Here is a 12,462-nt window from a genome sequence, read left to right on the forward strand (position 1 = left end):
CTCAGTCGGCCTTGATGCCGGCGGCCCGGATGATGCGGGCGTTGTTCTGCGATTCGCCGGCGATCTGCCGGGCGAACTCGGCGCGCGTGCCGCCGGTGGGCACGTTGTCGCTGCCCAGCAGCCGGGCCCGCAGGTCCGGCTGCGCCAGCGCCTTGTTGATCTCGGCGTTGAGCCGCTCCAGCAGCGGCTGCGGCACCGCCGCCGGCGCGAACACGCCGAACAGCGAGGTCATGTTGGCCGCCGGATAGCCCAGTTCGGCCAGCGTCGGCACGGCCGGCATCGCCTCCAGCCGCGCCGGCGCGCCCACCGCCAGGGCCCGCAGCTTGCCGGCCTTCATCTGCTGCACGATGGTGGGGCTGGTGTTGACCGAGAGCACCTCGAACTGCCCGCCGACGGCATCGGTGATCTGCTGGCCGCCGCCCTTGTACGGGATCGCCGTGATGTCCACCTTGGCCGCGGCCTTGAGCTGCTCCAGCAGGATGTTGCCCAGCGAGGCCGGGCCCGAGGTCGCCCAGCGCACCGCGCCGGGCCTGGCGCGGGCGGTCGCCAGCAGCGCCCCGAAGTCCTTGCTGTCGCTGGCCGGCGTCGCCAGCACCAGCACCGGCGAATACATCACGCTGGCCACCGGCGCGATGTCGCGCACCGGGTCGAAGGGCAGCTTGCCCAGGTGCGGGCTGAGCGTGAGCGGGCTGACGGCGGCAAAGCCCAGCGTGTAGCCGTCGGGCGCCGCCTTGGCCACCGCGTCGACGCCGATGCTGCCGCTGGCGCCGCCCTTGTTCTCCACCAGCACCGGCGTGTCCAGCTGCGCCGACAGCTTGTCGGCCAGCAGGCGCGCCACCATGTCGCTGACGCCGCCGGAGGGATAGGCCACGATCAGGCGGATCGGCCTGGCGGGCCAGTGGCCGGCCTGCGCATGAACGGCGGGAACGGCCGCCAGCAGGAAGGACGCCAGCAGGGCCAGGCCGGCGCGGCGGGAGAGCGGGTTGCGTTGGTTCATGGGTCGACGGTCTTCGGTTGTCGGTGTCAGCCGCGCGGATGGTGCTGCGCATGCAGCGACTTGAGCCGCTCGCGCGCGACGTGGGTGTAGATGGTGGTGGTCGAAATGTCGGCGTGCCCGAGCAGCATCTGGACCGCGCGCAGGTCGGCGCCGTGATTGAGCAGGTGGGTGGCGAAGGCGTGGCGCAGCGTATGGGGCGACAGCGGCGCGTTGATGCCGGCCGCCAGCGCATGCTTCTTCACGATCATCCAGAACATCACCCGCGACATGCCGCTGCCGCGCACCGTGACGAACAGGTCCTCGGTCTGGCGGCCGCCCAGGATCGCCGGCCGCGCCTCGGCCAGGTAGCGCACGATCCAGTCGCGGGCGATCTGGCCGAACGGCACCAGCCGTTCCTTGCCGCCCTTGCCCAGCACGCGCAGCACGCCTTCGTTCATGCCCAGGTTGAACAGCTTCAGGCCGACCAGCTCGCTCACCCGCAGGCCGCTGGCGTACATCAGCTCCAGCATCGCGCGGTCGCGCAGGCCCAGCGGTTCCTCGACGTCGGGCGCGGCCAGCAGCGCTTCCACCTGCGGCTCGCTCAGGGTCTTGGGCACGCGCAGCGCCTGCCTGGCCGACTGCAGCTTGAGCGTCGGGTCGGCGGCGATCATCCGCTCGCGCAGCGCCCAGCGGAAGTAGCGCTTGAAGACGGTGAGCCGCCGGTTGGCCGATGTCGCCTTGGTCTGGCTGTGGCGGGCGGCGAAATAGGCGTTCAGGTCCGATTCCGCGGTCGCCTCGATGGCCTTGCCCCGCTCCTTCAGCCAGCGGCCGTACAGCGTCAGGTCGCGCCGGTAGGCGGCCAGCGTGTTCTTCGACAGGCCCTCCTCGAGCCAGATCGCGTCGATGAACGCATCGACCGACGCTTCGCTCATGGCGCAGCTCAGTCGAGCTTGAGCTTGGCGGTTTCGACGACCTTCTTGTAGACCGCCAGTTCGGCCTTGATCTGCTCGGCGAACTGCTGCGGCGTGTTGCCGACGATGATGGAGCCGGTGTCTTCGATGCGCTTGCGCACGGCCGGATCCTGCAGCGCCTTCATCACGCCGTCATGGATCTTGGCGACCACTTCCGGCGGCAGGCCCTTGGGGCCGTAGATGCCGTAGAACGCCATGCGGTTGACCGGCTCCAGCCCCACTTCCTTGAAGGTCGGCACATTCGGCAGCGACGCCAGGCGCTGCGGCGCGGCGACCACGATCGGCACCAGCCGGCCTTCCTTGACCCACGGCAGGGTCGAGGGCACGTTGTCGAAGATCATCGGCACCTGGCCGGCGACGGTGTCGTTGAGCGCCGGGCCGGCGCCGCGGTACGGGATGTGGGTGACGAAGGTGCCCGACAGGCTCTTGTACAGCTCCATCTGCAGGTGGCCGATGCCGCCGGTGCCGGACGACGAATACGAATACTTGCCCGGCGACTTCTTCAGTTCGGCGACGAAGGACTTGTAGTCCTTGGCCGGGAACGACGGATTCACCGCGATGATGTTGGGCGTCGCCGCGATGTTGATGATGGGCGTGAAGTCGGTGACCGAGTTGTACGGAATCTTCGGGTTGATCGCGGGATTGGCCGCGACCGTCGACACCGTCGCCACGCCCAGCGAATAGCCGTCCGGCGCCGCGCGCGAGGCATCCAGCGCGCCGACCACGCCGCCGCCGCCGGCCTTGTTCTCCACCACCACGCTCTGGCCCAGGGCCTTGCCCAGCGGCTCGGCGATCACGCGGGCGATGATGTCGGTGGTGCCGCCGGGGGCGAAGGGCACGACCAGCTTGATCGTCTTGTTGGGATAGGCTTGGGCGAAGACGGGGCCGGCGCTGGCCACCGCGAGAGCGGCGGCGGACAGGGCAAACCAGTGGCGGCGATTCATGCGGACTCCTTGGATATCGTAAAGCGGGTAACCCGGCATCGTATGCGAAATGCGCTGCCCCCAGAGGCTGCACCGCTGAGGGCATACCCGGTCAGCGCAAGCGCTCGGCTATGCTCGCCCCGGTGAATTACGCGCAGCTGCTGTTTCCGGACTTCTCGCTCATACTTTGCGGCTACCTGGTGTGCCGCTACACGGCGCTCGATCGCAGCGTGTGGGAGCCGGTCGAAGGGCTGGTGTACTACTTCCTGTTTCCCGTGCTGCTGTTCCAGTCGATCGTGCGCAACCCGCTGGACCTGGCGGCCACCTCGGGCCTGATCGGCGCCGGCCTGCTGATGGGCGTGGCCGGCATCGCGCTCGCGTACTCGGTGCCCTGGTGGCCGTGGATCGGCCGGCACGTGGATGCGCGCGAGCACGCCGGCGCGGCGCAGGTCGCGTTCCGCTTCAATTCCTTCATCGCGCTGGCGCTGGCCGAGCGGCTGGCCGGCGGCCCGGGGCTGGCGCTGATCGCGGTGCTGATCGGCGTCAGCGTGCCGCTGTACAACGTGGCCGCCGTGTGGCCGATGGCGCGCCACGCCAACACCGGCTTCCTGCGCGCGCTGCTGCGCAACCCGCTGATCATCGCCACCCTGCTGGGGCTGGCGGCCAACCTCGCCGGGCTGCGCATCCCGGTGTGGCTGGAGCCGACCTTCGGGCGCATCGGCGGCGCCTCGCTGGCGCTGGGCCTGATGGCCGCCGGCGCGGGCATGCAGCTGGGGCCGCTGGGCCGGGCCAAGGCGCTGGCCTTCGCGCTGCTGTCGATCCGGCACCTGCTGATACCGCTGACGGCGTTCGGGCTGGCGCGGCTGTTCCGGCTGGACCCGGTGCAGACCACGGTGCTGCTGGCCTTCTCGGCGCTGCCGACGGCCTCCAGCTGCTACGTGCTGGCCGCGCGCATGGGCTACAACGGCCCCTATGTCGCCGGGATGGTCACGCTGTCCACCGTGCTCGGGGTGGCAAGCCTGCCCTTCGCCCTGGGGCTGCTGCGCTAGCGTCCGCCAGACCCGCAAGCACCGCGGCCTCACTGCGCCGGGGCCGCGCCCGACTGCGCCAGCGCCCACGCCACGTGCTCGCGCACCAGCGCGCTGGGATGGTGCTGGCGCGCCAGCAGCGCGGCGCGCAGCGGCGCGTCGTCCGCCGCCGCCAGCGCGTTGCCGATCGCCACCGCGATGTTGCGCAGCCAGCGCTCGTGGCCGATGCGGCGGATCGGGCTGCCCTCGGTGCGGCGCAGGAACTGCTCCTCGCTCCAGCCGAACAGCTCCGCCAGCTGGCTGCCGACCAGGCCGGCGCGCTCGTCGAAATCGGGCAGCGCACTGCGCCTGGCGAACTTGTTCCAGGGGCACACCAGCTGGCAGTCGTCGCAGCCGTAGATGCGGTTGCCCAGCAGCGGGCGCAGCTCCATCGGGATCGGCCCGTGGTGTTCGATGGTGAGGTAAGAGATGCAACGGCGCGCATCGAGCTTGCCGGGCGCGACGATGGCCTGCGTCGGGCAGATCGCGATGCAGGCGCTGCAGCTGCCGCAGTGCTCCGTCACCGGTGCGCTGGGCGGCAGCGCGAGATCCACGTAGATCTCGCCCAGGAAGAACATCGAGCCGGCGTCGCGATCGAGCACCAGCGTGTGCTTGCCGCGCCAGCCCTGGCCGCTGCGCGCGGCCAGCTCCGCCTCCAGCACCGGCGCCGAATCGGTGAAGACGCGGTGGCCGAAGGGGCCGATCTCCCGGGCGATGCGGTCACTCAGCTGCTGCAGCCGGGCGCGCAGCACCTTGTGGTAATCGCGGCCCCGCGCATAGAGCGAGACGATGCCCTCGCGCGGGCGCTGCAGGCGCGCCATTTCCACCGCCTGCCAGCCGGGCGGCGTGGCCGCCGGCAGATAGTCCATCCGTGCGGTGATCACGCTGACGGTGCCGGGGACCAGTTCCGCCGGCCGGGCCCGCTTCATCCCGTGGGCCTGCATGTAGGCCATTTCGCCGTGAAAGCCGTTGGACAGCCATGCCGAAAGCCCCGGCTCGGCCGAGGACAGGTCGACGCCGGCCACGCCGATTTGGGAAAATCCGCAATCGATGGCCCACTGGGCCACCTGCGCCACCAATTGAGGACCGTCGATCTGACTGCTGCTGAACACCACCCGCCGATTGTAGGAAGCGCGGACCTGCGCCTGGACTGGACCAGCGAGGAAGAATGCGCGGCCTTCGCGCAGCGGCTGGCGGCCCATCCGGCCATCGGCAACGCCTTCATCGAACTGCATGGGGAGCTGGGCGCCGGCAAGACCACGCTGGTGCGCCACATCCTGCGCGCGCTCGGCGTGCAGGGCCGCATCAAGAGCCCCACCTATGCCGTCGTCGAGCCGTACGTCGTGGCCGTTCGTCCTGAGCCTGTCGAAGGGCGGCCGGCCCAGGACGAGGCGGAGCTGGCGATCTGGCATTTCGACTTCTACCGCTTCAGCGATCCGCGCGAATGGGAAGACGCGGGCTTTCGCGACCTGTTCGCCAGCCCGGGCCTGAAGCTGGCGGAGTGGCCGCAGAACGCCGGCGCCCTGCTGCCCAGGGCCGACCTGGTGGTCCGCATCGAGGTCGGGGCGGACGACGTGCGCCACGTGACGCTGGCGGCGCAGACGCCGCTGGGCCGGGAGCTGCTGCAATGAGGCGGCGCGAGCTGGTGCAGGGCGGCACGCTGGTGCTGCTGCTCGGGGCGCAGCAGATCGCCAGCGGCGCCACCATCCTGGCGGTGCGGGTCTGGCCGGCGCCCGACTACACGCGCGTCACCATCGAGTCCGACGGCCTGCTGGTGTCGCGCCAGGTGGTGGTGCCGGACCCGCCGCGGCTGGCGGTGGACATCGAGGGCATCCAACTCAATCCCGCGCTGCGCGAGCTGGTGGCCAAGGTCAAGCCGGACGATCCCTTCATCGCCGGCATCCGGGTCGGCCAGGGCGCGCCCTCGGGCGTGCGGCTGGTGATCGACCTGAAGCAGGCCGCGCTGCCCCAGGTGTTCAGCCTGCCGCCGGTCGCGGCCTACCAGCATCGGCTGGTGGTGGACGTGTATCCGCGCAAGGCCGCCGATCCGCTGGAGGAACTGATCGCCCAGCGCATGAAGGACAGCCAGGCGCAGCCGGCGCCGGCGCCGGCCGGCGACCCGCTGGGCGAACTGATCGCCAGGCAGAGCCAGCGGCCCGCCAGCGCGCCGCCCGCAGCGCCGCCAGCGCCGGCGCCGCAGCGCCCGGCGCCGGCCACCGCGCGTGCGCAACGCACCGACCGCCTGATCATCGTGGCGCTGGACCCGGGCCACGGCGGCGAAGACCCGGGCGCGACCGGGCCGTCCGGCACGCGCGAGAAGGACGTGGTGCTGCAGATCGCGCAGCGGCTGCAGCAGCGCATCAACGCCACCGTCGTCAACGGCAACCCGATGCGCGCCTACATGACGCGCGACGCCGACTTCTTCGTGCCGCTGCACCAGCGCGTGCAGAAGGCGCGGCGGGTGCAGGCCGACCTGTTCGTGAGCCTGCATGCGGACGCCTTCCTCACGCCGTCGGCCAAGGGCGCGAGCGTGTTCGCGCTCAGCCAGAACGGCGCCTCCAGTTCGGCGGCGCGCTGGATGGCGGACAAGGAGAACCGGGCCGACCTGATCGGCGGCGTCAACATCAAGACGCAGGACGTGCACCTGGCGCGCGCGCTGCTGGACATGAGCACCACCGCGCAGATCAACGACAGCCTCAAGCTCGGTGGCGCGCTGCTCGGCGAGATCGGCAACGTCGGCGCGCTGCACAAGCGCAACGTGGAACAGGCCGGCTTCGCGGTGCTCAAGGCGCCGGACATCCCCAGCGTGCTGGTGGAAACCGCGTTCATCAGCAACCCCGACGAAGAGGCGCGCCTGCGCAGCGACGCCTACCAGGAGCAGCTGGCCGACGCGATCATGCGCGGCATCAACCGCTACTTCCTGAAGAATCCGCCGCTGGCGCGCAACCGCCCCTTGTAACGCATTGCGTTCGAGTGTGATTTCGGCCGACGCAGGCCGACGGGGTGCGGCGATATCTTCCTACACCCCCGTTTGCGCCGGGTTCATACATTGATCTCACAGGCTTGGGAGCGGCTCACACCGCGCACGAAGTCGGCCTGGAACCAACCAACCATGAAGGTGAATCTGATGAACACGAAAATTCTCGCGGCTGTTGCAGCCGCAGCGGTGATGGGTCTGTCCGGCTGTGCCAACATGGACCGCCAGACGGCGGGAACGGTCGGCGGCGCCGTGGTCGGCGGCGTGGTGGGCGATGCCCTGCTCGGCGGCCCGCTCGGCACCGTGGGTGGCGCGGCTGCCGGTGCCTACATCGGCAACCAGGCCACCAAGCCCGATCGCCGCCGTTGATCCGGCCTCAGATGGGGTAGATCAGCGAGTTGAGCACCATCTCGCTGTCGTACACGCAAAGCCGGCTGCGCAAGCGCAGGCCGGCTTCGGTGCGCACGATCTCGTCGATGTAGCGCCCGACGTTGTACACCTCGCTGGCATCGCCCGGGCGGGTGCGGAACACCGCGTAGTTCGACTGCGCCCTGACCAGGCCACCGTCGTCGGACAGAACCCGGGCCGGGCCCACCACGTGGCGCATGTAGTACGGCCCGTGGTAGATGGTCTGCGTCACGCCGTAGACCCGGTCCTTCATCATTCCCTTGCTTTCCAGCGCGATCAGCGCCAGCGGCAGGCCGCGGTCGAAGTTCTCCCGCGCCTGCACCTTGTACTGGCCGTCGTCCAAAAAGAACTCCGGCCAGTCGTCGAAGCGCGCCTCGTCCAGCGCTGCGCAGTAGGCGGCGTTGAGCCGGTCGACCTGCATCTGCAGGAACAGGGCTTCGACAGGCTCAGCCCGAACGGTGGCGTCGCTCATACGGCCATCACCTTCTTCCAGTAGGCGTACATGCTGCGGATCAGGGTCTCGGTCACCATGTGGCCGCTGGGCCCGGTGCCGGTGCCATCGAGCTCGCACAGGGTGCTGCCGCCCTCGCCCCACTGGGCGAAGCCCTGCTGGCTGAACTGGATCACCTCGCCGTCGTCGGCGCTGACGAAGCCGGCCGGCCCGAACAGGTTGGCCTGGCGCAGGCGCCGGCGCGTCATCTCCGGCGTGTCGTCGGCGAAGCCGAAATGGGTCCAGACGAAATCGAACTCGCCCTCGCCGCGCGGCACGATGTGGCGGGTGGACAGCGAGTTGACCTGCTGCTGGATGATCAGGCTGGGAAACAGCGTGATCATGGTGACCGATGGCGTGAGTTTGCTGCCGGGATGGGCCGGATCGTCGATGGTCCACCAGGCTTCCGGCACCACGTCCAGCAGGCGGTCGTCGTGCAGCGCCATGTTGGCCTTGAACGACGTGACGCCGGCCGTGACCGCTGCGTTGTGCCCGCCCTCGTTGCGGCTGGAGACCATCACCGCATGCCGGCCGTGCGCGTCCATCACCATCCGGCTCTTCTGGTCGGCCCGCCACAGCCCGAAGGTGACGAACCAGGTGTGCAGCAGGCCCGGATGGTACGGGTCCTTGATGTTTTCCATCATCAGCTTCCAGTTGCCCGGAATGCGCTGGCGGTTGTAGCCCAGCAGGCTGAGCGTGCGGCCTGTCCCGAGCTCCGTCGAAGGGCCTTGGAAGATGCGGTCCAGCCAGGGTTTGAGCTCGGGACCGAGATAGTCCTGCAGCGGCTCGACGCTGTCGCTGAAGGTCGCGAACACCAGGCCGTGCAGCACCGCCACGCGCAGCTTGGTCAGGCCGTGGTCCTTCAGCTCGAAGCCGGCCGGCATGCCACCGTTGACGCAGTCGCCGTCCTTCACCCCGTCCTTGAACGGCAGCCCCGCCAGGTCGCCATTGAGCTTGTAGGTCCACTGGTGATACGGGCAGACGAAGCTGCGGGCGTTGCCGTGCTGCTGCTGGCAGAAGCGCACGCCGCGATGGGCGCAGCGGTTCTCGACCACCCGGATGCCGCTGTCAGTGGCGCGGTCCTTCGGCGCCACCCGGTCGCGCACCATGATCACCTGGCGCTCGCCGATGTGGCTCAACTTGAAGTCGCCGGTGTTGGGGATCTCCACCTCCAGTCCCACGTACGACCAGTGCTCGCCGTAGAAGATCTTGTCCAGCTCGCGGGCGTAGAGCTGCGCGTCCGTGTAGGCCCAGAAGGGCACGCGGCTGGATCCCGGCTCGCTCCAGCGCGACAGGCTTTGCGGTGCATTCATTGCTTGTCTCCTGGGAAGTCACAAGACGGGCAGCCCGACGCCCTCAGCCCACCAGGGCAGCCTTGCGCCTGGCCTTCCAGGCGCCGAACAGGATCACGACGCCCGGAATGAAGATCATGGCCCAGATGATCTTGTCCAGGTGCAGCTTGACCCAGGGGATGCCCCCGAACAGGTAGCCGGCGGTGACGACGCCGCCGACCCACAGCACGGCGCCGGTGACGTCGTACAGCGTGAACTTGCGGCGGGTCATCTCGGCGACGCCGGCCACGAAGGGCGCGAAGGTGCGCAGGAAAGGCATGAAGCGCGCCGCCACGATGGTGATGCCGCCGTGCCGTTCATAGAACTCGTGGGCCTGCAAAAAGGCGCGCTTGTTGAAGAAGCGCGATTGCTCCCACTGGAACACCTTCGGCCCGAAGAAGCGGCCGATCGTGTAGTTGCTCTGGTTGCCCAGCACCGCGGCGGCGATCAGCAGGCCGATCGACAGCGGCAGGCTCATCAGGCCCAGCCCGCACATCGCGCCGACCACGAACAGCAGCGAGTCGCCGGGCAGGAAGGGCATCACGACGACGCCGGTCTCCACGAAGATGATCACGAACAGCAGGGCGTAGACCCAGGCGCCGTAGTTGCGCACGAAGGTTTCGAGGTAGGTGTCGACGTGCAGGACGAAGCCGACGATAAAGGTGACGAATTCCATCGGACGATTATCCCCCGGCGGCGCGCGCCGGCCGCCGGTGGTTATGCTGGCGGAAATGAACTCATCGGGTGGCATTCGATATTTCGCGCGGTTCTACGCCGGTGCGGTGCTGCTGGCGGGAAGCGCCCTGGCGGCGCTCACCTGGTATGCCGTGGCAAGAGGCGACTCCGAGTCCCGGGACCGGGAGGACGAACAGCGCTTTGCGCAGCTCACCTACGAAGTGACCAGCAAGGTGGAGCAGGCCTACACGATGCTGCGCGGCGTGCAGGGCCTGTTCCTGGCCTCCGACAACGTCACCCGTGCCGATTTCCACCAGTACGCCCGCGCCCTGCGGGTCGGCGAAGGCGCCGAGCTGCAGGCGTTGCAGTTCGCGCGCTGGGTGCCGCAGCAGGAGCGTGCCGCCTTCGAGGCCGCGGTGCGGGCCGACGCCTCGCTGCAGCCGGGCGGCTACCCGGAGTTCCGGATCGTCCCGCCGGGCGAGCGGCCCTTCTACGTCGCCACCGAATTCAACGAGCCGATGCAGGGCAACGAGGCCGCCTTCGGCTTCGACACGGCGTCCGGCCCGGTGCGCGCGGCGGTGCTGGAGGCCTCGCGCGACACCGGCGAGGCGACGGCGTCGGCGCCCTTTACCCTGGTGCAGACCGGCAAGACCGGGCTGGTGATCCGCGCACCGATCTACCGGCGCGGCGCGACCCTGCGCAACGTCCAGGACCGGCGCCGCGAATACCGCGGCCAGGTCTCGGTGGTGTTCGTTGCCGACCACCTGCTGGGGACGGCGTTGGGACACCACCTGCTGCCGGAAACCGAGATCAGCCTGACCGACGCCGGCGCGGTCGACGGCCCGGCGCCGGGCGCCTCGGGCCTGCTGCTGCTGGGACGGTACGGCAACCTGCCGGCGCGGTCGCCCTGGCGGGAGGAACGCACGCTGGCCCAGGTGATTGCCGTCCACGGCCGCTTCTGGTCGATCGAGATGCGCTCGCGCCCGGTCGACTCGCTGCTGCACGGCAAGGCGCTGACCGCCGGCCTGCTGGTGCTGACGCTGACCCTGCTGGTGGCGGGCCTGCTGCGGCGGGCGATCGGCCAGCGCGACCGGGCCCAGGCCCGCGCCAGTGCCGTCCTTTCCGCCACCCTGACCGGCATCATCGCGATCGACACGGCCGGCCTGATCCGCTCGGCCAACCCCGCCGCCTGCAGCCTGTTCGGGCATCCGGAGGGCGAACTGCTCGGGCAGCCGTTCTCGATGCTGGTGCCGGAACTGGCGCGCGACGGCATGCCGCAGGTGGGCACGGTGCGCAACGTCGTCGGCGTCACGCGCGACGGCCAGCCGCTGGAGCTGGCGATGTCGCTGGGCGAAGTGACCGGCGGCGGCAGCCCCCAGTTGCTGGCGTCGTTCCACGACATCTCGATCGAGAAGCGGATCCAGGAGCAGCAGCGCAGCTTCGCGCGCGAACTCGAGGGCACCGTGGCGTCCCGCACCGCCGACCTGACCCGGGTCAACCAGGAGCTGGAGGCCTTCGCCTATTCGGTGGCGCACGACCTGCGGGCGCCGGTGCGCCACGTGCACGGCTTCGCGCGGGTGCTGGAATTGCGGCACGGCGCCGGCATGGACGACAAGGCCCGCGACTACCTGGGCCGGATCGTCGCCGCCGCCCACGGCATGGGCCGGCTGATCGACCACCTGTTGGCCTTCTCGCAACTGAGCCACCACGAGCTGGCCGTGGGGCCGGTGGACCTCAACGAGGTGCTGCGCGGCTGCATCGACGCGCTGGCGCCGGAGCTGGAGGGGCGGGCCGTCGAATGGCGGATCGGCCCGCTGCCGGTGGTGCAGGGCGACGCCGCCCTGCTGGCCCAGGTGATGTCCAACCTGGTGGGCAATGCGGTGAAGTACTCGGCCCGCAGCACGCCGGCGCTGATCGAGGTGTTCAGCGAGGATGCCGGCCCGGACCAAGACTGCATCGCCATCCGCGACAACGGGGTGGGCATCGACATGCAGTACGTGCACCGCCTGTTCAAGGTGTTTTCGCGGCTGCACCACCAGGACGAATTCGAGGGCACCGGGGTCGGCCTGGCCAACGTGCGGCGCATCGTGGAGCGCCACGGCGGCAAGGTCTGGGTGGAGAGCGAGCCGGGCGCCGGCGCCTGTTTCCGGTTTACGCTGCCGCGCCGAACTGGTAGTGTCTGAACCCTATGCCGCATGACAGTCTCCAGCCGATCCTGATCGTCGACGACAGCGACGACGACGTCGAACTGTTCCGCATCGGGCTGGAGGAAGCGCAGCTGGCCAACCCGATCGTCGTCTGCCGCGACGGCGTGCAGGCCATGGACTACCTGCTGCGGCGCGGCGAGTACGACGGGCGCGAGGACGTGCTGCCGCTGGTGGTGCTGACCGACATCAAGATGCCGCGCATGGACGGCCTGGACCTGGTGCGCGCGATCCGCCGCGAGCCCAGCCTGCACCTGCTGCCGGTGGTGATCATGACCTCGTCCAACCAGCACCTGGACGTGGAGGCCGGCTATGCGGCCGGGGTCAACGGCTTCGTGACCAAGCCGGTCGGCTACGAAGGCCTGATCGCCTGCGCGCGCGCGGTCGGCGTCTACTGGGGGCTGTTCAACCAGCCGGCCGGCCGCGGCGGCCGAACCTAA

The 12,462-nt window shown here is 69.8% G+C and carries 13 protein-coding genes; 6 read left to right on the forward strand and 7 right to left on the reverse strand.

What is annotated here, in order from left to right:
• Position 1: 1 nt before the first annotated feature.
• From ACFPOE_RS09955 to ACFPOE_RS09965, 3 genes are read right to left on the reverse strand one after another with little or no spacing between them, the layout of a single operon-like run.
• Entirely contained in the window at positions 2–997 is a 996-nt protein-coding gene (locus tag ACFPOE_RS09955) for a Bug family tripartite tricarboxylate transporter substrate binding protein (protein ID WP_376849929.1), read from the reverse strand.
• A 26-nt stretch (positions 998–1,023) separates the two neighbouring features.
• Positions 1,024–1,908: a site-specific tyrosine recombinase XerD gene (gene xerD, locus ACFPOE_RS09960; RefSeq protein ID WP_376849930.1), complete on the reverse strand. Its 885-nt coding sequence runs from the start codon at positions 1,906–1,908 to the stop codon at positions 1,024–1,026.
• A gap of 8 nt (positions 1,909–1,916) precedes the next feature.
• Entirely contained in the window at positions 1,917–2,891 is a 975-nt protein-coding gene (locus ACFPOE_RS09965; RefSeq protein WP_376849931.1) for a tripartite tricarboxylate transporter substrate binding protein BugE, read from the reverse strand.
• A 122-nt stretch (positions 2,892–3,013) separates the two neighbouring features.
• Between ACFPOE_RS09965 and ACFPOE_RS09970 the strand changes: the two genes are divergently transcribed.
• A complete protein-coding gene (locus ACFPOE_RS09970) occupies positions 3,014–3,919 on the forward strand; it encodes an AEC family transporter (protein WP_376849932.1) in 906 nt (301 codons plus the stop codon).
• Between the two features lie 29 nt (positions 3,920–3,948).
• Here the strand turns inward: ACFPOE_RS09970 and queG are convergent, their stop codons facing one another.
• Complete coding sequence (gene queG / locus ACFPOE_RS09975) at positions 3,949–5,049, reverse strand: tRNA epoxyqueuosine(34) reductase QueG (protein WP_376849933.1); 1,101 nt, start codon at positions 5,047–5,049, stop codon at positions 3,949–3,951.
• Between queG and tsaE the strand changes: the two genes are divergently transcribed.
• The 3 genes from tsaE (at position 5,032) to ACFPOE_RS09990 (ending at position 7,283) form a co-directional block, all read left to right on the forward strand.
• On the forward strand, positions 5,032–5,568 hold the full coding sequence (tsaE, locus tag ACFPOE_RS09980) for a tRNA (adenosine(37)-N6)-threonylcarbamoyltransferase complex ATPase subunit type 1 TsaE (RefSeq protein WP_376850633.1): 537 nt from the start codon (positions 5,032–5,034) through the stop codon (positions 5,566–5,568). The two genes, queG and tsaE, sit on opposite strands and share 18 nt — an antisense overlap.
• Positions 5,565–6,896 carry an N-acetylmuramoyl-L-alanine amidase gene (locus ACFPOE_RS09985; RefSeq protein WP_376849934.1) on the forward strand — a complete coding sequence of 444 codons (1,332 nt, stop codon included), beginning with the start codon at positions 5,565–5,567 and terminating at the stop codon, positions 6,894–6,896. Before tsaE ends, ACFPOE_RS09985 begins: the two co-directional genes overlap by 4 nt.
• A 168-nt stretch (positions 6,897–7,064) precedes the next feature.
• Positions 7,065–7,283: a glycine zipper 2TM domain-containing protein gene (locus ACFPOE_RS09990; protein WP_376850634.1), complete on the forward strand. Its 219-nt coding sequence runs from the start codon at positions 7,065–7,067 to the stop codon at positions 7,281–7,283.
• Positions 7,284–7,290: 7 nt separating this feature from the next.
• Here the strand turns inward: ACFPOE_RS09990 and ACFPOE_RS09995 are convergent, their stop codons facing one another.
• The 3 genes from ACFPOE_RS09995 to ACFPOE_RS10005 are packed head-to-tail and all read right to left on the reverse strand — an operon-like array spanning position 7,291 to position 9,819.
• Complete coding sequence (locus ACFPOE_RS09995; protein WP_376850635.1) at positions 7,291–7,743, reverse strand: aromatic-ring-hydroxylating dioxygenase subunit beta; 453 nt, start codon at positions 7,741–7,743, stop codon at positions 7,291–7,293.
• A gap of 47 nt (positions 7,744–7,790) precedes the next feature.
• On the reverse strand, positions 7,791–9,125 hold the full coding sequence (locus tag ACFPOE_RS10000; RefSeq protein WP_376849935.1) for an aromatic ring-hydroxylating dioxygenase subunit alpha: 1,335 nt from the start codon (positions 9,123–9,125) through the stop codon (positions 7,791–7,793).
• A 43-nt stretch (positions 9,126–9,168) separates the two neighbouring features.
• The gene (locus ACFPOE_RS10005) at positions 9,169–9,819 is read right to left on the reverse strand and encodes a VTT domain-containing protein (protein ID WP_376849936.1); all 651 of its coding nucleotides are present in this window, start codon (positions 9,817–9,819) and stop codon (positions 9,169–9,171) included.
• A 55-nt stretch (positions 9,820–9,874) separates the two neighbouring features.
• Between ACFPOE_RS10005 and ACFPOE_RS10010 the strand changes: the two genes are divergently transcribed.
• Both ACFPOE_RS10010 and ACFPOE_RS10015 read left to right on the forward strand, forming a co-directional pair.
• On the forward strand, positions 9,875–12,001 hold the full coding sequence (locus ACFPOE_RS10010) for a CHASE domain-containing protein (protein WP_376849937.1): 2,127 nt from the start codon (positions 9,875–9,877) through the stop codon (positions 11,999–12,001).
• Between the two features lie 5 nt (positions 12,002–12,006).
• Positions 12,007–12,462, forward strand: coding sequence for a response regulator (locus ACFPOE_RS10015; RefSeq protein ID WP_376849938.1), 456 nt, complete (start codon positions 12,007–12,009; stop codon positions 12,460–12,462).

Origin of the sequence: Caenimonas terrae (genome assembly GCF_042655405.1) — a bacterium.
Taxonomy (GTDB): Bacteria; Pseudomonadota; Gammaproteobacteria; order Burkholderiales; family Burkholderiaceae_C; genus Ramlibacter; species Ramlibacter terrae_A.

Bases quoted from the DNA above. Each gene is read 5' to 3' on its own strand.
- ACFPOE_RS09995 (WP_376850635.1), bottom strand. From the start codon at position 7,743: ATGCAGGTCGACCGGCTCAACGCCGCCTACTGCGCAGCGCTGGACGAG.
- ACFPOE_RS09965 (WP_376849931.1), bottom strand. From the start codon at position 2,891: ATGAATCGCCGCCACTGGTTTGCCCTGTCCGCCGCCGCTCTCGCGGTG.
- ACFPOE_RS09990 (WP_376850634.1), top strand. From the start codon at position 7,065: ATGAACACGAAAATTCTCGCGGCTGTTGCAGCCGCAGCGGTGATGGGT.
- ACFPOE_RS10015 (WP_376849938.1), top strand. From the start codon at position 12,007: ATGCCGCATGACAGTCTCCAGCCGATCCTGATCGTCGACGACAGCGAC.
- xerD (WP_376849930.1), bottom strand. From the start codon at position 1,908: ATGAGCGAAGCGTCGGTCGATGCGTTCATCGACGCGATCTGGCTCGAG.
- ACFPOE_RS10000 (WP_376849935.1), bottom strand. From the start codon at position 9,125: ATGAATGCACCGCAAAGCCTGTCGCGCTGGAGCGAGCCGGGATCCAGC.
- ACFPOE_RS09985 (WP_376849934.1), top strand. From the start codon at position 5,565: ATGAGGCGGCGCGAGCTGGTGCAGGGCGGCACGCTGGTGCTGCTGCTC.
- ACFPOE_RS10005 (WP_376849936.1), bottom strand. From the start codon at position 9,819: ATGGAATTCGTCACCTTTATCGTCGGCTTCGTCCTGCACGTCGACACC.
- ACFPOE_RS10010 (WP_376849937.1), top strand. From the start codon at position 9,875: ATGAACTCATCGGGTGGCATTCGATATTTCGCGCGGTTCTACGCCGGT.
- ACFPOE_RS09955 (WP_376849929.1), bottom strand. From the start codon at position 997: ATGAACCAACGCAACCCGCTCTCCCGCCGCGCCGGCCTGGCCCTGCTG.